Raw genomic sequence first — 21000 nt, 5'->3', positions numbered from 1 at the left:
CGGCGATGGCCACTGCGCTCAGCCTGCCGCGGCGCGCTTCACCGGAACCACCGCAGCCGCGTCATCGGGCCGCCAGCCGATTTCGCCTTTCAGCCGCTCGTGCGTGTCGACGGAAATTGGTACCACCAGCACCCGCTTCGGGTCGACCGGGCCGGGGAAAGTCAGCGCATTGTAGGCAACTTTTTCGAAGCCGAGCGGACCGTAATAGGGTGGATCGCCGACAAGGATGACCGCCTCGGTGCCCTTCCGCTTTGCCGCCTCCACCGCGATCCGCACCAGTTCCCGGCCGATTCCCATGTTCTTGTGCGATGGCCGCACGGCGAGCGGGCCGAGCAGATGCGCCTTCACGTCGCCCGCCGTGACCGGCGTCATCCGTACCGAGGCGATCGTCTCGCCGTCGTCGGCGCAGATGAAGGACAGCGACCGGTCGTGCGGTCCCTGCTCGCGGATCCTTGCCGCGGCGCGCACGTGCCGGCCGGGGCCGAAGGCCTCTTCATTGATGTGTTCGATGGCGGCGTCATGGGACGCGTGTTCGGTCAGGTAGACGAGGTCGTGCTTGTGCATGGGAACAGGAACCGTGTGCGAGACAATAGGATGACTTCGCCTCGAGAGAGGCGTTTGAGAGCATCAGCGTCGTCGCGGGTTTCCTGCAAAGAACATCGTTCGAACCGAAATCCTGTTCGTGCCACTCCGGCACGCGTTTTCTAACCAGCGCGGATAGCAGAAAAATGTCGTCTGTCAAAGCCCAAAACGCACTGTTCAAGAAACAGCACCTATTCGCTCCCGACCGTTGAATCTATTTAGACAGTGTATCGGTAACTGTAAGGAGCTCGGAATGGGAAAGCTTGTGGACGGCATCTGGCATGATGTCTGGTACGACACCGCGGCCACCAAGGGTCATTTCAAGCGGGCGGCCTCGCAGTTTCGCAACTGGATCACGCCCGACGGCGAACCCGGCCCCACCGGCGATGGCGGCTTCAAGGCCGAGGCCGGCCGCTACCATCTCTATGTCTCGCTGGCCTGCCCCTGGGCGCACCGCACGCTGATTTTCCGCAAGCTGAAAAAGCTGGAAGACCTCATCACCGTGTCGATCGTTGATCCGGTGATGCTGTCGAAGGGCTGGGAGTTCAAGGGCGAAAACGGCGGCACCGTCGACCATCTTTTCGGTGTCGAGACGCTCTGGCAGATCTACACCAAGGCCGATCCGCACTATTCCGGACGCGTCACGGTTCCGGTTCTCTGGGACAAGCAGCAGGACCGCATGGTCTCCAACGAATCGGCGGAGATCATCCGCATGTTCAACTCCGCCTTCGACGGGATCACCGGTTCGCGCGCCGACTATTATCCGGCGCACCTGCGCGCCGAGATCGACGCGCTGAACGAGCAGATCTACGACACGGTGAACAACGGCGTCTACAAGGCCGGCTTCGCCACGACGCAGGACGCCTACGAGGAAAACGTCGCGCGTGTGTTTGCAACGCTGGACGAACTGGAGCAGCGTCTCGCCGGCCAGCGCTACCTGACCGGCGCCCAGATCACCGAGGCCGACTGGCGCCTGTTCACGACACTGGTGCGCTTCGATGCCGTCTATGTCGGCCACTTCAAGTGCAACAACCGCCGCATCGCCGACTATCCGAACCTGTCCGGCTACCTGCGCGACCTCTACCAGGTGCCCGGCATCGCCGAGACGGTGAACCTGTTCCACATCAAGCAGCATTATTACCGCAGCCACCTGACGATCAATCCGACGGGGATCGTCCCGGTCGGGCCGGAACTCGACCTCGCCGCACCCCACAGGCGCGAGGGGCTGCTGGCCGCCTGAGAAGACTGCTGCGGCTACCTTTGCAGTCGTCACCAGAAGTCGGCCGGCGGCGTTCGGCCGGCCACTTCATCGAGCCTGCGCAGCGTCGCGGGCGTCACCCCTTCCGGCAAGGCGTCGAGGGAAAAGAAACCTGCCTCGCGAATTTCCCGGTCTGGCCGCTTCGGCGCACTCTGCCGCACGTTGTCGCAGACGTAGAACAGCACGTGATCGCGCTTGCTGGTTCTTCTGTTGAAGTAGACGTGAAACAGGCGCGGCGGATCGCCCGCAAGAAGGTTGCCCTCCTCGCGCAATTCCTTGGCAAGCGCCTGCGGCGCGGTTTCGTGCCGCTCGATACCGCCGCCTGGCAGGTGCCAGCCCGGCACATAGCTATGCCGGACGAGAAAGACGCGTCCCTCGGCATCGAAGCAGGCCGCGCGCACGCCGAGCGTCATTCCGCGCGCATAGGCGAAATAGCCATGCACCACGCGGGTTGCCAGACGGGCCAAGAGGTTTCGCATTTCCGGGGCCGTTCGCTGCTCATGCGCCTCCCCGTTCATCGCGCGTCTGCCTCACCCGCAAGGCTTTACCCAAGAGCCGGCTGAATCAAGGCCGGACCGGTGGGCTGGGCGAATTGTCCACGCGCAATACAGAGAACACCCCTCCCAGGCAACGAATCGGAGCGGGTGGCATTTCCTTCACGCCATGACTCGGTTTATGGAAAGCCATGTTTCGCCTCGCCCACATCTCCGACATTCACCTCGGCCCGCTGCCCGCACTCTCCGTGATCGAGCTGGCGTCGAAGCGGATCACCGGGTTCGTCAACTGGCACCGCAACCGCCGCCGCCATCTCTTTGCCAACACGCTTGACCTGCTGATGGACGATCTGGAGCGGCGCAATCCGGATCACCTTGCCATCACCGGCGACCTCGTCAACCTCGCAGCGGCCGTCGAGATCGAGACGGTCGCTTGTTGGCTGAAGGACGCGGGCAAGCCTGAGAACATATCGGTTGTGCCCGGCAATCACGACGCCTATGTGCCCGGCGCTCATGAGCGCTCGAGCCGGGCCTGGTATCCCTATATGCGCGGTGACGATGCCCCCGCCGAATGGAGCGCCGACCACCCGGTTTTTCCCTATATGCGCGTGCGCGGCAACGTTGCCCTTATCGGCTGCTCGACCGCAGTGGCAACGCCGCCCTTTGCGGCAAGCGGCTATTTCGGCCGGCGCCAGGCACGAGCGACAGTCAACCTGCTCCAGGCTGCCGGTGAGGCCGGGCTGTTCCGCGTCGTCATGATCCACCATCCGCCGATCCGCGGCGCAACCTCCCTCCACAAACGCATGATCGGCATCCGCCGCTTCGCCGCGACGATATCCTCCGGCGGTGCCGAGCTTGTGCTGCACGGCCATACCCATTTCAACACCGTCCATTGGCTTCTCAGCTCCACCGGCGGCCAGGTTCCCGTCGTCGGAATTGCTTCGGCTTCGCAGGGACCGGGCGGGCATAAGCCGCCGGCGGCATACAACCTTTTCGAGATTTCCGGAGAGCCGGGGCGCTGGAACCTCATGCGCGAGCGCTACGAGCTCGACGCGTCCGGATCAGACATCATGCTTGCCGAAACGACGCGCTTCCCGATGGGGGAATAAAGCGCCCTTCGATTGCGTCTAATCTCGTGAATGCGCTTCGCGGCGAAGAACGAGAGCGACCTTCGCGCGACGCGCCTTCTGCTATCGGCGCCCCCCCGAGGAAGGATCGAAAATGTCTGTGAACCGCACCACCCTCGCCGCTGTCCTTGCGCTTACCTTCGTGCCGGCCGGTACCCTCTCTGCCGCCGACAGCGGCAACGGCTCTCCACCAGCATCCACGCCGACCACGACGACGTGCACCAATGGCAAGGTCTGGAGCCGGGAGCGCAAGGCCTGTCTCACGCCCGACCAGATCAAGGCCAATGCCAAGAAGAACGGCACACAGAAGAAGAGCGAGCTGAAGCCCGACGACATTCTCTACGAGGCGGCACGCGAATTCGCCTATGCGGGGCAGTACGGCAATGCGCTCAATACGCTGAAGGCGGCGGAAAACCAGAACGATCCGCGCATCCTCAACTATTACGGCTTCACCTACCGCAAGCTCGGCCAGGTGGAACGTGCCATGACCTACTATCGAAAGGCCCTGCAGGCGGATGAGAACTATATCCTCGCCCGCTCCTACATGGGTCAGGCCTTGATCGAACAGGGCGACATCCAGGGCGCCCGCGTACAGCTTGTCGAGATCCGCGATCGCGGCGGCGAGAACAGCTGGGCCTACCGGTCGCTGCTCCAGTCGCTCGGTGGCGACCGCAGCACCTACTGACCGGCCTCGGCCGATCACATGGCAGGGATTGGCCAGTATCATGGTCGCGCCGATCCCTGCCATCCACCGGTCGCATCCCCAACAGTTTTGACCGAAACACCCGAAACTTCCAAGTCTGCCTGAACCTGCGCTTGCAGAGCGCAGCCCAAATGTTCCATATCAATACTCGCGGGCAGGTTTGCGGCGAATATTGGTCTGATCTCGAACGTTCCCTTGGAAGCACAATGCATCCCACGGCAGAATCGAATGAATTCCGGCGTGAATTGGTTGGTCTTTTGCCTAAGCTGCGCCGCTTTGCCATGACATTGACCCGAAACGGCAGCGATGCCGACGATCTCGTTCAGGAAGCCTGCGAACGCGCCATTACCCGCAGCCACCTGTGGAACGGAGAGGGACGGCTGGAAAGCTGGATCTATGCCATGACGCGCAATCTCTGGGTGGACGAGATCAGGAAGCGCAAAGTCCGCACCGGGTCGGGAACGGTCGATTTCTCCGAGCAGGACGACCTCCGTATCGAGGCATCGGCCGACAAGGCCGTCTATGCCAAGCAACTGCACAAATTGATCATGACGATGCCGGAAGGCCTGTCGAGCGTGTTTCTGCTGGTGAACGTGGAAGGCCACAGCTACCGGGAGGCGGCAGACATTCTCGGTATCCCGATCGGGACCGTCATGAGCAGACTTTCGACGGCGCGCATAAGGCTTGCCGCAATGATCTCGGAACAGACAGAAAGGAGGACCTGAGCTTGGAAAGCACGCAGGGTCTCCCGCTCGAGGTGCGCTTGTCGGCCTATCTGGACGGACAGCTATCGCATGCGGAAGCAAATGAAATCGACGGAATTCTCGCGCATGACGAAAAAGCGCGCACGCTCTTCAACCGGCTCAAGCTGGGAAGCGACCTGGGACGCAAGGCGTTCGAGGATATGCTGCATGAGCCGGTGCCGCTGGATCTCGTCCGCAACATCAAACTGGTTTCGATCGACGGCGGACAGGATGCAGGACGTCCGCTCCCGAGCGAGCCCCCCAAGGAAGTCGCATCCTACGGCACGTCGGCACGCCTTGGTGCCGCAGGACTGGTCTTGCTCCTGGCCGGCGGCAGCGCCGGCTACTTGCTTGGCGCGCAGCACGCCGCCCCTGCAGCGCCGGCACAGGTGGCACAGTCGCGAAGCTGGCTGGACGACATTGCCGACTATCACCGCATCTACGCACGCCAGACCCGGCATCTCGCGGAGGTTCCAGCCGCGGAGAGCGCGCACATCGCCGACTGGCTCACCGCGGCGGTCGGCGTCGACTTCAAGATTCCCGACCTGACGGCCAACCGGCTGAGCTTCCAGGGCGCCCGGCTTCTGGTCGCCGGCGGCAAACCGACAGCGCAACTCCTCTACAAGGACGACGACGGCGAAATCTTCGCGGTCTGCTTCCAGCGAATTGATCCCGCCCTCGAAAAGACCGAGCTCGATGACAGCATTCGCGATGACCTCGGCTTGATTTCCTGGCAGGCCGGCACCGCCTCCTTCGTCGTCGTCGGTCCGTCGTCTGATCCGGCACTGGAAACGATCGCGCAGGCAGTGGCGCAGACGATCTGAATTTGCGGTAGCCAAGGCGTTTATCGCCAGATACACAAAAGCCGCCCCGGAAACCCGGAGCGGCTTTGTGGTTTCGAAATCCGCGTTCGATCAGCGGCTGGATTCTTCCAAAACCCGGTTGGCGGCGGAAACGATCGCCTCGAGCGAGGCTGTGACGATGTTGGTGTTCATGCCGACCCCAAAGAGCTTGCCGCCAGGATACTCGATCTCGACATAGGCGATCGCCGCCGCGTTAGAACCCTGCTGCAGCGAGTGCTCCGAATAGTCGACAACAGACATGTCCACGCCGGTATGGACGGAAAGCGCATGGATGAAGCCGTCGATCGGCCCGGTGCCCTGCCCTTCGATCTGTTTCGTCTCACCCCGGTCTGTGATCTCGGCCAAAACGATGCGGACGCCCTTTCGGGTCGTGTCGGGATAGGTGTGGTGGTCGACGAAGCGCAGCCGCGCATCCGGCTGGGTGACGTAGCGCTCGAGGAAGCGCTCGTAGATGCGCTTCGACGGCAGCTCGACGCCCTCTTCGTCGGTGATGCGTTGGATGTCCTCGCGGAACTCGACCTGCAGGTTGCGCGGCAGGTTGATGCCGTGGTCCTGCTGCAGGATGTAGGCGATGCCGCCCTTGCCCGACTGCGAGTTGATGCGGATGATCGCCTCATAGGTGCGGCCGACGTCCTGCGGATCGATCGGCAGGTAGGGCACTTCCCAGAGCGGCTTGTTGGCCGTCTTGATCGCCTTCATGCCCTTGTTGATCGCATCCTGGTGCGAGCCGGAGAAGGCAGTGTAGACGAGTTCGCCGACGTACGGATGGCGCTCCGGGATGACCATCTCGTTGGAGTATTCGTAAACCGCCTTGATGCGCTCGATGTCGGTGCAGTCGAGCTTGGGGTCGACCCCTTGCGTGTACATGTTCAGCGCCAGCGTGACGACGTCGACGTTGCCGGTGCGCTCGCCATTGCCGAACAGCGTGCCCTCGACGCGGTCGGCACCGGCCATCAGGCCGAGCTCGGTCGCAGCGATCCCGGTGCCGCGGTCGTTGTGCGGATGCAGCGAGATGATCAGGTTCTCGCGGTTGTCGAGATTGCGGCACATCCACTCGATCTGGTCGGCATAGATGTTCGGCGTCGCCATCTCGACGGTCGAGGGCAGGTTCATGATCAGCTTGTTCTCAGCCGTCGGGCGCACGATCTCGGTGACGGCGTTGCAGATCTCGAGGGCGACCTCGAGTTCCGTGCCGGTAAAACTCTCCGGCGAATACTCGAAGCGGTAGTCGCCGCCGGTCGCGGCGGCCATGTCCATGATCATCTTTGCCGCATCGGTGGCGATCTGCTTGATGCCGGCAACGTCCTTGGCGAACACGACGCGGCGCTGCAGTTCGCTCGTCGAATTGTAGAAGTGGATGATCGGCCGCTTGGCGCCCTCAAGCGCCTCGAAGGTGCGGGTGATCAGTTCAGGCCGGCATTGGACCAGAACCTGCAGCGAGACGTCGTCGGGGACGTTGCTTTCTTCGACGCACCAGCGGGCGAAATCGAAGTCCGTCTGCGAGGCGGAGGGGAAGCCGATCTCGATTTCCTTGAAGTTCATGTCAAGCAGCAGCTGGAACATGCGGGCCTTGCGGTCGTGGCCCATCGGATTGACCAGCGACTGGTTGCCGTCGCGCAGGTCGACCGAGCACCAGATCGGCGCCTTGGTGATGGTATTGCTCGGCCAGGTGCGATCGGGAATGCTGATCTGCGGGTACGCCTGATACTTCGCCGCCGCGTTGGGCATGCCTTGATTGGGAGTATGGGTCTTTACGGTCATGTGCCTGTCTCTTCGTCATCCCGGCTTTCGCGCGAAAACGTCATAGCCGATAGCAGCACGCTTGGCGACGGCGAAAGCTGGCCTTCCAAGGGCCCGGGTCGAATTTACAATATGGGTGATGCGAGGAGCACTTGCGCCGGTGGGCTTTTCGGCCACCGGGCGCTCCTCAAAGAACCCGGCAACCGCGCGTAAGGCCGAGAAGAAGGAGCGAGGAGAAGCTGCGCGAACGCTCGCGGGCAACCTGCTGGTTGCGCGAAATACGTTCAACGATGGTGCTTCTTGTCTTCGACATGGGTTGGCTTATATCGGCGCAACCGCCGTGACGCAAGCCATACGCGAGAGGATTTGTGCAGGAGGAGCTCAGGCGGTAGTCTTTGACACGCGGCGGCTATCCCGGCACGCCGCAGCGGAGGAATGGGGCTATGAAGTATATCGCCTTGGTACTGCTTGCCGTGCTTGCAGGCTGCCAATCCGCACCGCTCGATCCAAAGATGCAAGCAGCCCGGAACTATTGCTTCGCGCAATACGGCGGCCCGATGAGCGACCAATACGACTATTGTGTCTATGCGCGTTCCGTCGGCATGAAGGACTACGGTCCGCCGGGCTATTATCTAGGCCGGCAATAACAAGACGCCCTTCCGCCACGAGGACGGAAGGGCGCTGACGTTGTTGAATGTCCGGTCGGATCAGATGTCGGCTTGCGAGGAGATGATCCGCGAGACAAGACCGTATTCCAGGGCTTCCTTGGCGGAGAGCCAGTAGTCACGGTCAGTGTCCTTGGCGATTTTTTCAATCGACTGGCCGGTGGCTTCGGCGAAGATCTTGTTCAGGCGCTCGTTCATCTTGAGAATCTCGCGCGCCTGGATCTCGATGTCGGACGCCATACCACGCGTGCCGCCGGACGGTTGGTGCAGCAGGAAGCGCGTGTTCGGCAGGCAGAGGCGCTGCTCCTTCGGCGCGGCGACGAAAATCAGCGCGCCGGCGGAGGCCACCCAGCCGGTCCCGATGACCCAGACCTTCGGCTTGATGAACTTGATCATGTCGTGGATGCTGTCGCCCGACTCGACATGCCCGCCCGGCGAGTTGACGAAGATGCGGATGTCCTCGTCGCTGGCGGCGGCAAGCGCCACGAGCTGCGAGCAGACCTTCTGCGCCAACTCCTGGGTGATGCCGCCATAGATGAAGATCGAGCGCGACTTGAACAGGTTCGCCTCGGTTTCCTTGCCGAGCGGCAGCTCGGTCTTCTTGTCGTCGTCTTCGTCGTTCATCGGCAAATCTCCGCCTGTCGTCTCACAAATCCTTGCCGCAGTCAGATAATGCGACTCAGCCGCCAAGACAATGCAACAAAACGCCAGCGAGGCGATAGAGGGCGCCAAGGCCAGCGGCAAACAGGGTAAATGCAAGGGGTGCCCTTTGCATACCCATACGGATCCGTGAATGGGCACTACCTTCATGAATCTTGAAGGAAGTAAATATTAGCGTATCCTAATATCATACTGTGCAATTGCGCACGGTGAATGCCTCATGGAGGTTGCGATGATGAAACTCATGTCCAGTCGGAGAGGTCAGGATCTGGTCACTCTGCTCCTGGCGGTCTGCCTGTTTCTGTCGCCCTGGGTGATCGGCTTTGTCGCCGACAAGACACCGAGCTGGAACGCCTGGCTCGCCGGCATCGTGCTTGGCGCCTTTGCGATCATGACACTTTCGGCCTTCGCGGAATGGGAGGAATGGGTAAACATGGTAGTCGGCCTGTGGTTGATCGTTTCGCCCTGGCTGCTTGGCTTCATGGCCAACACTCACGCTATGTGGACTCACGTGATCCTCGGAATCTGCACCGCCGCGGTATCGGCCTGGGCAGTCTGGGACTATCGCCATCCACATTCGCACGCCTAGCCTAAGCACGGCGCGCCACGAATGGCGCGCGGCGGCGCAAACAGCGGCGAATGCTCAGGACCGAATTCCAAACCCGAATATTCGGGCGGTTAGCCCGTTGCGTGAGAAAACCCACGCAACGGGCTTTAACATGGGTAAAGGCGCCGTCGCCTTTCACCCGCGTCCGCGATAGGGTGCGACGCCCTGATCCGGAAGCCAGACGCCCTCGGGCGGTGCGCCGGTCTGCCAGAACACGTCGATCGGGATGCCGCCGCGCGGATACCAATAGGCGCCGATCCGCAGCCATTTCGGCGAAAGCAGCTTCACCAGTCGCTTGGCGATGTCGAGGGTGCAATCCTCATGGAAGGCGCCGTGGTTGCGGAAAGAATGCAGGTACAGCTTCAACGACTTCGATTCGACCAGCCAGCCGTCCGGCACGTAGTCGATAACGATGTGGGCGAAGTCCGGCTGGCCCGTCATCGGGCAGAGCGAGGTGAACTCCGGTGCGGTGAAGCGGACGACGAAATCGGCGTCCTGATGCCCGCTCGGCACCTTTTCCAGCACCGCTTCCTCCGGGTTTGAAGGGAGGTCCACGTTCCGGCCGAGCTGCGAGAGATTTGAAACGTCCGTCTTGGTCATGGTTTGACCCTTTCCACTTTTACCCTGATGCCGTGCGCTTTCTCAGTTTCCGGTTCGACGTGGATGGCGATCTGTGCGCCCGGCTGCACCGCTTCGATTGCCGCTTCGAGCCGGTCGCAGATTTCATGCGCATCGCCCACCGCCATCCTGGCCGGAACCACCAGATGGAAATCGACGAAGGTGGCCGATCCGGCTTGTCGCGTCTTCAAATCGTGGACGCCGAGCGATCCTTCCGCATGGGTAGCGATTGCCTGCTTGATCGCCGCCTCCTCGGCCGGATCGACCGCATGGTCCATCAACCCGCTTACAGAGTTGGAGATGATTTTCCACCCCTGGAAGACGATGTGCAAGGCGACGAGGATCGCCATGACCGGGTCGAGGATCGCGAATCCGGTCGCAAGTGCCAGCAGAAGCCCGGCAAGCACGCCCGCCGACGTGACCACGTCGGAAAGAATGTGATGCCCGTCCGCGGTCAATGCCGGCGAGCGGTGCCGGCGGCCCGCACGGATTAGGATCGTTGCCCAGCCGGCGTTCACAAGCGCCGCAACCAGGTTGATCGCAAGACCCAGTACAGGCTGTTCCAGCAGCGTCGGCGCCCACAGCTTCGGCACGGCCTCCTGCAGGATGAGCAGCGCCGCAACGACGATCAGCACGCCTTCGATGACGGCAGAGAAATACTCGGCCTTGTGGTGGCCAAACGGGTGCGTCGCATCAGCCGGCCGCGCGGCGTAGCCGATCGCGCCCCAGGCGATAACGGCAGCGATCACGTTGACCGTCGATTCGAGCGCGTCCGACAGCAATGCGACCGAACCGGTCACCCACCAGGCAAGGAGCTTCAGCCCCATGACGAACACGGCCAGCGGAATGCCGATCAGGGCCAGTCGCTTGACGGTCGGGTTTCCGTTCGTAGTCATGCTCGCTCCACTGCGGATGCAAACGAATTGCAAAATCCATGTTCTTCAACGCAAAACCGCCCGCGCGGGTTTTCGCGCAGGCGGTTTTTCTATGCGGTTTCTATCAGCCAATTCGGCCGAGATGTCAAAGGCTGATTGGGTTATGCAGCTTTCGTTTTTGTCTTGCGCGCAAGATGGGCGACCACATTTTCGATCATTCGCATGCCCGCGTCACCGCCGAGCGTCATGATCGATTCGGGGTGGAACTGCACAGCGGCCACCGGCTCCTTGGCATGCTCGATCCCCATGATCGTGCCGTCCTCGCTCTCGGCGGTGACGATGAAATCCCGCGGCAACGTTGCCGGGTCGGCGAAGATCGAGTGATAGCGCCCGACCGTTACCTCCTTGCCGAGGCCGGAGAAGACGATGCCGGGATCCAGCACGCGGATGCGCGAGGGCTTGCCGTGCATCGGCACCGCAAGCTGGCGCAGTTCCCCGCCATAGGCCTCAGCCAACGCCTGCAGACCGAGGCAGACGCCGAAGACCGGCAGGTCGCGCGCACGCGCCTTCTTGATCGTCGCCTTGCAGTCGAAGTCCTTCGGGTTGCCGGGGCCGGGCGAAAGCACGACGAGGTCGGGCTTCAGGCGGTCGAACAGTTCGTCGGCGACGGGCGTGCGCACCGTCGTCACGGTTGCCCCCGTCTGGCGGAAATAGTTCGCCAGCGTATGCACGAAGCTGTCTTCGTGGTCGACGAGCAGGATGTTGACCCCGGCGCCGACGGTGGCGACGTCGCGCTGGAGTTTGGCCGTATTGCCGGCCTTGGCGTCACGGATGGCTGCGATCATGGCGGATGCTTTCAGTTCAGTCTCGGCTTCTTCCTCTTCCGGATTGGAATCGTTGAGCAGCGTCGCCCCGGCCCGGATCTCGGCGATCCCGTCCTTGATGCGGATGGTGCGCAGCGTCAGCCCGGTGTTCATGTCGCCATTGAAGCCGACCATGCCGATCGCGCCACCATACCACAGCCGCGGGCTCTTCTCGTGCGCCTCGATGAAGCGCATCGCCCACAGTTTTGGCGCGCCGGTCACCGTCACCGCCCATGCATGGGACAGGAAGCCATCGAAAGCATCCATGTCGTCGCGCAGGCGCCCTTCGATGTGATCGACCGTGTGGATCAGGCGGGAATACATCTCGATCTGGCGGCGGCCGATCACCTTGACGGAACCCGGCTCGCAGACGCGGCTCTTGTCGTTGCGGTCGACGTCCGAGCACATTGTCAGCTCTGACTCGTCCTTCTTGGAATTCAGAAGCTTGAGGATCTGTTCAGAGTCGGCGATCGGATCGTCGCCACGCTTGATCGTCCCGGAGATCGGGCAGGTCTCGATGCGCCGGCCCGACACGCGCACGAACATCTCGGGCGAGGCGCCGACGAGATATTCCTGGTTTCCGAGGTTGATGAAGAAGGAATAGGGCGAGGGATTGATCGCCTTCAGGCGCTTGGAGATCTCGGAGGGCTTGCTTTCGCAGCGCTCATAAAATTTCTGGCCCGGCACCACCTCAAACAGGTCGCCGCGGCGGAAACTTTCCTTCGCCTTGACGACAAGCTCGGCATATTCGCCGGGCTGATGGTCGCCGCGCGGCGGGACAGTGTCGGTGGCGCGGAACGGCTCCGGCGCGATGGCCTCGCCCTTTCCTTCCGTGGTCAGCCCGTCCTTGGCAAAGTCGTAGCGATCGATCCAGGCCTTGGCGGAATAGTGATCGACCACGAGGATCTCATCGGGAAGGAACAGCACCATGTCGCGCTGGTCTTGCGGGCGATCCAGCTTGAGGTCGATCGCGTCGAACTGGAAGGCCAGGTCGTAACCGAAGGCACCGTAAAGGCCGAGGTTGGCATCCTCCGGCGAACGAAACAGCTCCGTCACCGCCCGCAGCACCGTAAAGACCGTCGGGATCTTAGAGCGCTCCTCCTCGGTGAAGACACGATCCGGCTCGTTGACCCTGATATCGAGGCGCCGCGAGGACGACGCACCGATCGTCAGGTCGCCCACCTCCGCAAGACGCGGCGCGATCATGGCGAGCAGCGCTTCGCCGCGCTCGTTGTAGGCTTCGAGCCGGACGTCCCGTCCGAACGAGGTGATGGCGAGCGGCGGATCGACAATCGCGGTATCCCAGCGCGTGTAGCGGCCGGGATACTCGTAATTCGACGAGAACACCGCGCCGCGATGCTGGTCGAGCCGGTCGACATAGGCCGAGATCGCGTTCGCATAGTCCGCCGCCCGGCGCCGGCGCGTGACGACGATGCCGCCGCGCGTCTCGTAGGTCTCGGCGCCATCGTCCCGAAGTTTCGTCACCATTCCTTGCTCTCCTGTTCGGCCCGGTTCCGAAGGCAGCCCGAAATGAAAAAGCCGCCTCGAGGTTTCCGGGCGGCTTGTCGTTCAATCGCGCATGACTGGTCGAGGCCGCGGTTAGCGTGCCCACCACCAGATCGCGATGTTGCGTGCGTTCGTCATCGCAGAATTGTTAGCGTGAAGCACAAACGAACGCAACGCCATTTTCGGCGACGGCCACGTCCTTCCGAAACCTCGCGATATCTGGGGATAGCCAGGCTTTACCGGCCCTGACATGCTGGCACCGCATTGAATTCATCCTGTCGAATTTCAGGGACGGCCCACGCATGGTGACATGCCAACTTGCCCGCTTTCGTCACTTGCAGCGGCGCCTGCTCGAGAGGATCGACGAATACGACACGCCTGAATTTCAAGCGCTGGACCGCGAGGCGGCCGACACGTTCGAGGCCATTCTGCAGCTTTCGCCGGCGAACGCCGACGACATTCGGGCGCTCATTAGCTTTCTTCTCGACATGATCGCCGGAAGCGAAGAATGCGGCAGTGGACGTCTGATCGAACGCGTCCGGGAACTGACGGGATTTCTCGCCGCTTGCGCCGAAATCCCGCATCGTTTCGAGCACGGAACCGGCGCAGGCATCTGAGCCTGGAAAACGCGCTTCCTTCGGGGAACCGATAATCTTCACGATCGTTCTATGACCACCCACACGAACAGGATGGAGTGGATTCATAAACCTGCGATCGACCGCCGTTCTCATTGCCAGCTTGCTGCTGGCCGGAGCAACGCTTCCTGAAAAAGGTCCAGTGCCGGCCCCGCGTCCGGGAAAGGAGAGCCCCCAGGCGAACAAAGAGGCTCCGCCGGCAGACAATTTGCACGACAAGCAACGACCGCTGCCGCCACCGCCGCTGGTCGAGGAGGACGCAGTGGCATTCCGCGCCTGCATGGAAGCACTGAGGTCGGCTGGCGCGATCATCAAGGAAGAAACCCGTATCGATACCAAGGATGGCTGCGGCATTGCCCGGCCGATCGCTGTCTCGCGTCTGGCCAGCGACATCGAGATCGGACCCACGGCGACGTTGCGATGCGAAACGGCATTGCAGCTGCAGCGATGGACCCGCGAAGCGGTCGTTCCCGCAATCAGCGCGGTGATGCCGACCAAGCGCCTTGTCGGCCTGGAGCAGGCCTCCGCCTATGCCTGCCGAAATCGCAACGGCGCGCCGAACGGCAAGATCTCCGAGCACGCATTCGGCAACGCGGTCGATATCGCCGCCTTCCGTTTCTCCGACGGCAGCCGGCTTGCGATCACGCCGCGCGACGAGGATGGGTCGGCCGAAGGCGCACTACAGCGCGCGGCGGTGGCCAGTGCCTGCCTGTATTTCAGGACCGTCCTCGACCCGGGCAGCGACGCCGCGCACGAAAGCCATCTGCATCTCGACGTCATGAAGCGCACGAACGGTTACCGATACTGCTGGTAGGCGTGAAATGCAGGCATTTGGGCTCCCGTAGCCGATGAACGTTCTATATTCATCGCCAGTACGAAGAACCTCACATCATTCTTGAAGGACCGCTTCCATGACCGTTTCCATGCACCGACTTTCCGTCCCCGTCTTCGTTCGCGGCCTCAAGGTCTTGGCGAGGTTGATCGACAAGGCACAGATCTATGCGGATGCCAACAAGATTCCCCCCGAAGTGCTCGTCAACGCACGGCTCGCGCCGGACATGCTTCCTTTCTCCGGACAGATCCAGCGTGCCAGCGACACCTCGAAGAACGCGTTGGGGCGCTTGACCGGGGCAGGCGCGCCGAGCTTTCCGGACATGGAAACGTCGTTTGTGGAACTGCAGGCGCGCGTCGACAAGACCATCGCCTATCTCAGTTCGATCAGCGAGACGGACCTCGATGGCAGTGAGGCCCGCACGGTCACCCTCAATGTCGGCAAGATGCAGGTGACTTTCAGCGGTGACGATTATCTGCTGGAATTCGCCCTGCCGAACTTCTTCTTCCACGTCACGACCGCCTACGACATTCTGCGCCACAACGGCGTTGAGATCGGAAAGAGCGACTATCTCGGTCCCTTTGGCCACCAGTAACAATTGGTCTGGGTCGCTGCGCAGTAGTGGGGACCAGACAAAAAACGAGGCGCCGCGACACAATCGCGGCGCCTCGTCGTTCAACTGACGCAGTGAGCCTATGGCCTCGCGCGGAGGCCGGACGATGCCCTCAGAACAGACCCTCGATCTGCCCCATCTCGTTGAGGAAGATCTTTTCCGAGGACGGCACTTTCGGCAGGCCCGGCATGGTCATGATCTCGCCGGTGATGACGACGATGAAGCCGGCTCCGGCCGAAAGCCGCACTTCACGGACCGGCACGGTATGTCCTTCCGGCGCGCCGCGCAGGTTGGGATCGGTGGAGAAGGAATACTGCGTCTTCGCCATGCAGATCGGCAGGTGGCCGTAGCCTTGCGCTTCCCAGGCGTGAAGCTGGTCGCGCACCGACTTGTCGGCGATCACCTCGCCGGCATGGTAGATATCCTTGGCGATCGTCTCGATCTTGTGGAAGAGCGACATGTCGTCCGGATAGAGCGGCGCGAACTGCGAATGGCCGGACTCGGCGAGTTCGACGACCTTGCGCGACAGTTCCTCGATACCGGCCGAGCCCTGCGCCCAGTGCTTGCACAAGACGGCTTCGGCGCCGAGCGTTGCGACATATTCCTTGATCGCCCGGATTTCCCGGTCGGTGTCGGTGATGAAGTGGTTGATCGCCACGACCACCGGTACGCCGAACTTCTTCACGTTCTGCACGTGGCGGCCGAGGTTGGCACAACCCTTGTGGACCGCTTCGACGTCCTCGCGACCGAGGTCTTCCTTCTTGACCCCGCCATTCATCTTCATGGCGCGCGCCGTGGCGACGATCACCGCGGCATCCGGGTGCAGCCCGGCCTTGCGGCACTTGATGTCGAAAAACTTCTCCGCGCCGAGGTCGGCGCCGAAGCCGGCTTCCGTGACGACGTAATCGGCGAGCTTCAGCGCCGTCTTCGTCGCGACGACCGAGTTGCAGCCGTGCGCGATGTTGGCGAAGGGGCCGCCGTGGACGAAGGCCGGGTTGTTCTCGAGCGTCTGCACGAGATTCGGCTGCATGGCGTCCTTGAGCAGAACGGTCATGGCGCCGTCGGCCTTGATGTCGCGGGCGAAGACCGGGGTCTTGTCGCGGCGATAGCCGATGATGATGTTGCCGAGCCGCTTCTCGAGGTCCCTGAGATCGTTCGCCAGGCAGAGGATCGCCATGACTTCCGAGGCGACGGTGATGTCGAAGCCGGCCTCGCGCGGATAGCCATTGGCGACGCCGCCGAGCGAACAGACGACCTCGCGCAGCGCCCGGTCGTTCATGTCCATGACACGGCGCCAGGCGACGCGGCGGATGTCGATGTTTTGCTCGTTGCCCCAGTAGATATGGTTGTCGATCAGGGCGGCGAGAAGGTTGTGCGCCGAGGTGATCGCGTGGAAGTCGCCGGTGAAGTGGAGGTTCATGTCCTCCATCGGCACGACCTGGGCATAGCCGCCGCCGGCAGCGCCGCCCTTCACGCCGAAGCACGGGCCGAGCGAAGCTTCACGGATACAGACGATCGCCTTCTTGCCGATGCGGTTCAGACCGTCGCCGAGGCCGACCGTCGTGGTCGTCTTGCCTTCGCCGGCCGGCGTCGGATTGATCGCCGTCACCAGAATAAGCTTGCCGTCCTTCTTTTCCCTCTGTTGAGCGATGAAGGAGGCGCTGATTTTCGCCTTGTCGTGGCCGTAGGGAAGCAGGTGCTCAGGGGGAATGTCGAGCTTGGCGCCGATTTCCAGGATCGGCTTCTTCTTCGCCGCGCGGGCGATCTCGATATCGGATTTGACCTCGGTCATGGTTGTACTGCTTCCTCTCCAGCTAGGGCGTTCAAGCGCCGCCCTCTCATTGTGATTCTTTGCATTGCAGCCATCGCGAGCCACCGCCCCACATCCGGCGCAGAATCGCCCACCGGGCGCCGAAGCGCCCGTTGAGCGGCACGTAATTAGTACCTGAACGCCTGAATGGCGCTACGCCGGAATTTGCCGCCCGATTGGCTAAAAGCGACAAGCGAGTGGGTTGCTCGCAACGATCGGAACGCCCGATACGCCGCCAACGGGGCCATGTTGCGAGCTGCGCAAAATTGTGAGGTGACTTTCACCATTTTTCGTGCCAACTGCCGGCCAAACAGTCGCCAGAAGACAACATCGATAGGGAAACATGAAGGAACTCGATCGACTTGACCGAAAGATACTCCGCGCCCTCCAGCAGGAGGGGCGTTTGACGAACATCGAACTGGCGGAGAAGGTCAATCTTTCACCGACAGCCACGGCCGAGCGCGTCAAACGTCTAACCCGCGACGGCTACATCACCGGCTACATGGCGGTCCTCTCGCCCGAGCGCCTCGGCCGCAATCTCCTCGTCTTCGTGCAGATCAAGCTCGACCGGACGACTCCGGACGTATTCGACACCTTCGCCGAAGCGGTCCGCCAAAGCGATCATGTCATGGAGTGCCACATGGTCGCTGGCGGCTTCGACTATCTCGTCAAGGCGCGCGTCGCCGGCATGGAAGCCTACCGGGCGTTCCTGTCGGATACGTTCCTGTCCCTGCCCGGCGTGCGCGAGACGCACACCTATGCCGTGATGGAAGAGGTCAAGAGCACCGGCTGGCTGCCCGTATAAGGGCAGCCAAGCCCCATGTCCGTGCCGCAGGCGCCGGCCCGACAGGGCCCCGCACCCTTGGCAATCACCGCGTCAGGATGTCCCGCATCTCGACCAGGTTGGAACGGACGCGCAGGATGTAGAAGCCCATCGTCGCCAGATGCGTCGGCATGATCCACCCGTCTTCGCGGCCGTTGGAGATGATCAGCGGCTGGATGTTCAGGGCGGCGCGCAACTGCTTGACCGTCTCCGTCCAGATTTGCGTCAGGCCGCGCTGGGTGATGACGGCATCGAAGTCGGCGCCGGCGGCCGACAGGATTCCGTAGTAGCCGTAGAGTTGGCCATAGGCGAACCAGAAGCGGTCATCGGCGCGCGTGTCGAACCAGCCGCCATTGTGGAACTCGGAGCGCTCGCGGATGATCGCGGACGTATTGCCGAGGTCGTTGGCGATGCGGTCGAGGAACTGGACGAGGTTGTCGGAACGGGCGTCGAAGGTGGCGTTGCACTGTTCGAGCGCGTCGTTGAACTTGTGCAGATCCCGCATCGCCGCGCGGTAGAAGCTCGGCGTCGGCGTCTTCGGCCCGAACGGGCTGAAGCCGAAGTACCAGGTTTCCTCGTCGAACTGGATGTTGCCGCGCGCGGTCTGGAGATCGTTGTTGACGCCGGAGGTGCCACGTACGCGCCCGAGCGTATCGACCAGTTCCACCGACGTGCGGCGGACGGCCTGATTGATGCCGCGCTGGAACGAGGCCTTGTTGTCGAGCCAGGGCGTGTCATCCCAATCCATGCCGAAAAGGCCAAGCTTATAGAGGATCATCGACGAGACCCAGGCATTCTGGTTCACGTTGAAGTCGATCAGGTCGGCCGTTACGTCGACGATTGCGGAACGCTCGCACTTGTTGGCAGGCGCCGCCTCGCCGACCGCAACCTTCACCGGCAGGCCCGCATCGTTCTTGCGGGCCGGATAGTTGTAGGCGTTGACGTAGTCGACGTTGAAATTGTGCCAGGCCTGGGTCTGCCAGATGAAATAGCCATAGAGCCCGACAAGGCCAAGAAGGACGATTGCGATCGGGCCCTTGATGACCCAGCCGCGCTGCCGATACCAGTTGCCAGCTGCGATGAAAGGCCAGACCAGCCACGACACGAAAAGCCCTATGCCGCGCCCGATGGCGGCGAAGACGCGCTGGAAAAACGCGGCGATCGGGTCAAGCATTGCCTTTGTCCTCTCCAATACCATAGAGCCTCTGCCGGAAGGCAGGCTTGTCCTTCAAATAGGTTCGCGTCAGCGTTTCAACCACATATTCCCTAAACTTTTCGCTGAGCGTCTCATAGCTTTTGTAAAAGCCCTGCTTGTCGAAGATAAAACGGGAGACGAAATCGAACGGGGTCATCTGCGAGATCAGCTGATTGACCAGCCATCGGTCGGGATGGCCGGGGGCGGCGCGCACGAGCAGGAACCGGTCCCGCGGGGCCACATCGTTCAGCCGGATCTCGCCGGTTGCCGCAATGACGCGCATCGATTCCTGCAGGCAGGGATAGACCCCGTCCTCGGCGATCAGCGCGGCGTTGCGATGCATCCAGGTCTGGAGCCAGATGCGGTCCGCCTTGGCCAGGTCGGCGCGGGGATCGATACGGTTGATCAGGTTGATAATCGCCATTTCGGCGCGATGCTGCAGCAGCCCCGAGGCCTCGACCCAGGAGGCGCGCGGCAGTTCCAGTCGTTTCGTCGCAGCGAGGAACTCGAAAGTGCGCTGGTGGTCGTCGAGCGCGATGTAGCTCACCTGCCAGGGCCGCGAACGGCGGAAGCCGGGCACGGAGGGATCACAGATCACCGTCGTCTGCCGGCCATCGAGAAAGACGAAGACGCCGCCGAAGTGGTTGGCCCAGAAGGCCTCATGGCGGAAAACGAGCCGATCCGGCACCAGCGCGTTCTGGCGGATGTCGCCCGTCTGCTTGGCAAGCTCGACCATGCGCTCCAGCATGGCGTCGTCGGCCCAGGCATTGGGGACCGCCTGCAGCCGGTCGACGAGCGTGCGCAGTTCCGCCGCCTTGCCGAGCAGGTCGTCTGCCGAAAGCACGCGAAAACGCACTTCGTTGATCGATAGCAGGTCGTCGATGTCATCGACGACCGAGACGCTGTCCTCGATCTCGCCATAGAGCGCATCGCGGATCGTCACCGCATTGATGGCGCGGGCGTTGGCGCTGAAGAACTCGTGCATCAGGGCCGCGGTATTGGAGAAGCTCGTGTGCACGACGGGCAGCTCGACCTGATCCGGGGTCAGGATGATGAAGCGGCGGTTTACCCGGTTCGGATCGAGATAGTCGCGGTCGCCAAGTTCGTCCGCGATCTCCGGCGCAAAGCCGGTCATGTCGATGCTGAAGCCGGTCAACCTGGTGCGTTGCAGGCCGAATCCCTCGAGTGCCCTGTTGTAGCGCTCGACCAGATGCGGCTCGGAGATGTCGAGCAGCCGCCCGTAGATCAGCTCGGTTTCGAGGAGGCGATTCATGGCGTGACCGACGAAGGCAAAAACACGAAGTCGGGCGAGACGGTCTTCTCAATTACCCGACCATCGCAAATGGCAAGTATTGTTTCGATAACCGAATTGGGCTCTCGAAGCACGTCCACATTCCAGAAACGAGCGACCGACCAGCCATTCATCATCATGAAGTCATTTCGTTTCGCGTCGTAGTCACTGCCAGCATGCTGGCTTCCATCAACCTCGACTACCAGCATGTTGTCGCGGCAGGCAAAGTCTGCAAAATATGGTCCGATCGGAAGCTGTCGCACGAATTTGTGCCCGTTCAACCTTCGTCCTCGCAGCTTAGACCAAAGCGCCTCCTCGGCGTCGTTGTCGGCCTGCCGAAGCTGCCTAGCCCGCTGTGTCCTCTTCGCATTGGCTCCCCTCATCTACGCCTCACCCGTATCTACCGTTCCTCGCCCCTCACCCTAGCCCTCTCCCCGCAAGCGGGGAGAGGGGACTGGAAGCGTCGCGGCACTCGCCCTTCTCCCCGCCTGCGGGGA

23 protein-coding genes are annotated in these 21000 nt (G+C 62.2%); 11 read left to right on the top strand and 12 right to left on the bottom strand.

Annotated features, from left to right (window positions below):
* Positions 1-18: 18 nt before the first annotated feature.
* A complete protein-coding gene (locus J2Y48_RS14770) occupies positions 19-564 on the bottom strand; it encodes an N-acetyltransferase (RefSeq protein WP_310419379.1) in 546 nt (181 codons plus the stop codon).
* Between the two features lie 271 nt (positions 565-835).
* Here J2Y48_RS14770 and J2Y48_RS14765 point away from each other — a divergent pair, with 271 nt between their 5' ends.
* Positions 836-1822, top strand: a complete 987-nt coding sequence (locus J2Y48_RS14765) for a glutathione S-transferase family protein (protein ID WP_310419376.1) — start codon at positions 836-838, stop codon at positions 1820-1822.
* Positions 1823-1851: 29 nt separating this feature from the next.
* Here the strand turns inward: J2Y48_RS14765 and J2Y48_RS14760 are convergent, their stop codons facing one another.
* Positions 1852-2319, bottom strand: a complete 468-nt coding sequence (locus J2Y48_RS14760) for an NUDIX domain-containing protein (RefSeq protein ID WP_310419373.1) — start codon at positions 2317-2319, stop codon at positions 1852-1854.
* 206 nt (positions 2320-2525) lie between these two features.
* Between J2Y48_RS14760 and J2Y48_RS14755 the strand changes: the two genes are divergently transcribed.
* The 4 genes from J2Y48_RS14755 to J2Y48_RS14740 all read left to right on the top strand — a co-directional run bounded on the left by J2Y48_RS14755 (position 2526) and on the right by J2Y48_RS14740 (position 5731).
* Positions 2526-3443: a metallophosphoesterase gene (locus J2Y48_RS14755; protein ID WP_310419370.1), complete on the top strand. Its 918-nt coding sequence runs from the start codon at positions 2526-2528 to the stop codon at positions 3441-3443.
* Positions 3444-3555: 112 nt separating this feature from the next.
* On the top strand, positions 3556-4146 hold the full coding sequence (locus J2Y48_RS14750; protein ID WP_310419367.1) for a tetratricopeptide repeat protein: 591 nt from the start codon (positions 3556-3558) through the stop codon (positions 4144-4146).
* A 224-nt stretch (positions 4147-4370) separates the two neighbouring features.
* Positions 4371-4889 (top strand): RNA polymerase sigma factor, encoded by a 519-nt coding sequence (locus tag J2Y48_RS14745; RefSeq protein ID WP_310419364.1) that lies wholly within the window; start codon positions 4371-4373, stop codon positions 4887-4889.
* Positions 4890-4891: 2 nt separating this feature from the next.
* The gene (locus J2Y48_RS14740) at positions 4892-5731 is read left to right on the top strand and encodes an anti-sigma factor (RefSeq protein WP_310419361.1); all 840 of its coding nucleotides are present in this window, start codon (positions 4892-4894) and stop codon (positions 5729-5731) included.
* Positions 5732-5821: 90 nt separating this feature from the next.
* Here J2Y48_RS14740 and leuA read toward each other — a convergent pair whose 3' ends face one another.
* Complete coding sequence (gene leuA, locus J2Y48_RS14735) at positions 5822-7531, bottom strand: 2-isopropylmalate synthase (RefSeq protein WP_310419358.1); 1710 nt, start codon at positions 7529-7531, stop codon at positions 5822-5824.
* A 422-nt stretch (positions 7532-7953) separates the two neighbouring features.
* Between leuA and J2Y48_RS14730 the strand changes: the two genes are divergently transcribed.
* A complete protein-coding gene (locus J2Y48_RS14730; RefSeq protein WP_310419355.1) occupies positions 7954-8157 on the top strand; it encodes a hypothetical protein in 204 nt (67 codons plus the stop codon).
* Between the two features lie 60 nt (positions 8158-8217).
* Here J2Y48_RS14730 and J2Y48_RS14725 read toward each other — a convergent pair whose 3' ends face one another.
* A complete protein-coding gene (locus J2Y48_RS14725; protein WP_310419352.1) occupies positions 8218-8799 on the bottom strand; it encodes an ATP-dependent Clp protease proteolytic subunit in 582 nt (193 codons plus the stop codon).
* Between the two features lie 268 nt (positions 8800-9067).
* On the opposite strand from J2Y48_RS14725, the gene J2Y48_RS14720 reads away from it, so the two are divergent.
* Positions 9068-9424 (top strand): SPW repeat protein, encoded by a 357-nt coding sequence (locus J2Y48_RS14720; RefSeq protein WP_310419349.1) that lies wholly within the window; start codon positions 9068-9070, stop codon positions 9422-9424.
* Between the two features lie 153 nt (positions 9425-9577).
* Here J2Y48_RS14720 and queF read toward each other — a convergent pair whose 3' ends face one another.
* The 4 genes from queF to trpLE all read right to left on the bottom strand — a co-directional run bounded on the left by queF (position 9578) and on the right by trpLE (position 13442).
* Positions 9578-10042: a preQ(1) synthase gene (gene queF, locus J2Y48_RS14715; RefSeq protein ID WP_310419347.1), complete on the bottom strand. Its 465-nt coding sequence runs from the start codon at positions 10040-10042 to the stop codon at positions 9578-9580.
* Positions 10039-10956 (bottom strand): cation diffusion facilitator family transporter, encoded by a 918-nt coding sequence (locus tag J2Y48_RS14710; protein WP_310419344.1) that lies wholly within the window; start codon positions 10954-10956, stop codon positions 10039-10041. Before J2Y48_RS14710 ends, queF begins: the two co-directional genes overlap by 4 nt.
* A gap of 140 nt (positions 10957-11096) precedes the next feature.
* Positions 11097-13286, bottom strand: coding sequence for an anthranilate synthase (locus J2Y48_RS14705; protein ID WP_310419340.1), 2190 nt, complete (start codon positions 13284-13286; stop codon positions 11097-11099).
* 111 nt (positions 13287-13397) lie between these two features.
* Positions 13398-13442, bottom strand: coding sequence for a trpE operon leader peptide TrpLE (gene trpLE, locus J2Y48_RS14700; RefSeq protein WP_197065633.1), 45 nt, complete (start codon positions 13440-13442; stop codon positions 13398-13400).
* Between the two features lie 164 nt (positions 13443-13606).
* Between trpLE and J2Y48_RS14695 the strand changes: the two genes are divergently transcribed.
* The 3 genes from J2Y48_RS14695 to J2Y48_RS14685 all read left to right on the top strand — a co-directional run bounded on the left by J2Y48_RS14695 (position 13607) and on the right by J2Y48_RS14685 (position 15366).
* The gene (locus tag J2Y48_RS14695; protein ID WP_310419337.1) at positions 13607-13921 is read left to right on the top strand and encodes a hypothetical protein; all 315 of its coding nucleotides are present in this window, start codon (positions 13607-13609) and stop codon (positions 13919-13921) included.
* A gap of 280 nt (positions 13922-14201) precedes the next feature.
* Positions 14202-14753 (top strand): extensin family protein, encoded by a 552-nt coding sequence (locus J2Y48_RS14690; protein WP_310419334.1) that lies wholly within the window; start codon positions 14202-14204, stop codon positions 14751-14753.
* A gap of 97 nt (positions 14754-14850) precedes the next feature.
* Positions 14851-15366, top strand: coding sequence for a DUF1993 domain-containing protein (locus J2Y48_RS14685; protein WP_310419331.1), 516 nt, complete (start codon positions 14851-14853; stop codon positions 15364-15366).
* A gap of 130 nt (positions 15367-15496) precedes the next feature.
* On the opposite strand, the gene J2Y48_RS14680 is transcribed toward J2Y48_RS14685, so the two are convergent.
* A complete protein-coding gene (locus J2Y48_RS14680) occupies positions 15497-17176 on the bottom strand; it encodes a formate--tetrahydrofolate ligase (protein ID WP_310419328.1) in 1680 nt (559 codons plus the stop codon).
* Positions 17177-17537: 361 nt separating this feature from the next.
* On the opposite strand from J2Y48_RS14680, the gene J2Y48_RS14675 reads away from it, so the two are divergent.
* The gene (locus J2Y48_RS14675) at positions 17538-17999 is read left to right on the top strand and encodes an Lrp/AsnC ligand binding domain-containing protein (protein WP_310419325.1); all 462 of its coding nucleotides are present in this window, start codon (positions 17538-17540) and stop codon (positions 17997-17999) included.
* Between the two features lie 64 nt (positions 18000-18063).
* On the opposite strand, the gene J2Y48_RS14670 is transcribed toward J2Y48_RS14675, so the two are convergent.
* Genes J2Y48_RS14670 through J2Y48_RS14660 form a run of 3 tightly spaced genes read right to left on the bottom strand, consistent with a single transcriptional unit; the run spans position 18064 to position 20886 of the window.
* Positions 18064-19191, bottom strand: a complete 1128-nt coding sequence (locus J2Y48_RS14670) for a DUF2333 family protein (protein WP_310419322.1) — start codon at positions 19189-19191, stop codon at positions 18064-18066.
* Complete coding sequence (locus tag J2Y48_RS14665) at positions 19184-20485, bottom strand: DUF6638 family protein (RefSeq protein WP_310419319.1); 1302 nt, start codon at positions 20483-20485, stop codon at positions 19184-19186. Before J2Y48_RS14665 ends, J2Y48_RS14670 begins: the two co-directional genes overlap by 8 nt.
* Positions 20482-20886: an endonuclease domain-containing protein gene (locus J2Y48_RS14660; RefSeq protein ID WP_310419316.1), complete on the bottom strand. Its 405-nt coding sequence runs from the start codon at positions 20884-20886 to the stop codon at positions 20482-20484. Before J2Y48_RS14660 ends, J2Y48_RS14665 begins: the two co-directional genes overlap by 4 nt.
* Positions 20887-21000: the final 114 nt, after the last annotated feature.

Source organism: Mycoplana sp. BE70 (genome assembly GCF_031455855.1).
GTDB lineage: Bacteria > Pseudomonadota > Alphaproteobacteria > Rhizobiales > Rhizobiaceae > Mycoplana.
Note: the sequence above shows the minus strand (reverse complement) of the source record. Positions and strands in the feature narration are given on the sequence as shown.

Coding starts and splice junctions, on each gene's coding strand:
- queF (WP_310419347.1), bottom strand. CDS start 10,042: ATGACCAAGACGGACGTTTCAAATCTCTCGCAGCTCGGCCGGAACGTG.
- J2Y48_RS14730 (WP_310419355.1), top strand. CDS start 7,954: ATGAAGTATATCGCCTTGGTACTGCTTGCCGTGCTTGCAGGCTGCCAA.
- J2Y48_RS14720 (WP_310419349.1), top strand. CDS start 9,068: ATGATGAAACTCATGTCCAGTCGGAGAGGTCAGGATCTGGTCACTCTG.
- J2Y48_RS14665 (WP_310419319.1), bottom strand. CDS start 20,485: ATGAATCGCCTCCTCGAAACCGAGCTGATCTACGGGCGGCTGCTCGAC.
- J2Y48_RS14725 (WP_310419352.1), bottom strand. CDS start 8,799: ATGAACGACGAAGACGACGACAAGAAGACCGAGCTGCCGCTCGGCAAG.
- J2Y48_RS14755 (WP_310419370.1), top strand. CDS start 2,526: ATGTTTCGCCTCGCCCACATCTCCGACATTCACCTCGGCCCGCTGCCC.
- J2Y48_RS14675 (WP_310419325.1), top strand. CDS start 17,538: ATGAAGGAACTCGATCGACTTGACCGAAAGATACTCCGCGCCCTCCAG.
- J2Y48_RS14765 (WP_310419376.1), top strand. CDS start 836: ATGGGAAAGCTTGTGGACGGCATCTGGCATGATGTCTGGTACGACACC.
- J2Y48_RS14705 (WP_310419340.1), bottom strand. CDS start 13,286: ATGGTGACGAAACTTCGGGACGATGGCGCCGAGACCTACGAGACGCGC.
- J2Y48_RS14680 (WP_310419328.1), bottom strand. CDS start 17,176: ATGACCGAGGTCAAATCCGATATCGAGATCGCCCGCGCGGCGAAGAAG.
- J2Y48_RS14670 (WP_310419322.1), bottom strand. CDS start 19,191: ATGCTTGACCCGATCGCCGCGTTTTTCCAGCGCGTCTTCGCCGCCATC.
- J2Y48_RS14710 (WP_310419344.1), bottom strand. CDS start 10,956: ATGACTACGAACGGAAACCCGACCGTCAAGCGACTGGCCCTGATCGGC.
- J2Y48_RS14695 (WP_310419337.1), top strand. CDS start 13,607: ATGGTGACATGCCAACTTGCCCGCTTTCGTCACTTGCAGCGGCGCCTG.
- J2Y48_RS14685 (WP_310419331.1), top strand. CDS start 14,851: ATGACCGTTTCCATGCACCGACTTTCCGTCCCCGTCTTCGTTCGCGGC.
- J2Y48_RS14660 (WP_310419316.1), bottom strand. CDS start 20,886: ATGAGGGGAGCCAATGCGAAGAGGACACAGCGGGCTAGGCAGCTTCGG.
- J2Y48_RS14770 (WP_310419379.1), bottom strand. CDS start 564: ATGCACAAGCACGACCTCGTCTACCTGACCGAACACGCGTCCCATGAC.
- J2Y48_RS14750 (WP_310419367.1), top strand. CDS start 3,556: ATGTCTGTGAACCGCACCACCCTCGCCGCTGTCCTTGCGCTTACCTTC.
- J2Y48_RS14745 (WP_310419364.1), top strand. CDS start 4,371: ATGCATCCCACGGCAGAATCGAATGAATTCCGGCGTGAATTGGTTGGT.
- J2Y48_RS14760 (WP_310419373.1), bottom strand. CDS start 2,319: ATGCGAAACCTCTTGGCCCGTCTGGCAACCCGCGTGGTGCATGGCTAT.
- leuA (WP_310419358.1), bottom strand. CDS start 7,531: ATGACCGTAAAGACCCATACTCCCAATCAAGGCATGCCCAACGCGGCG.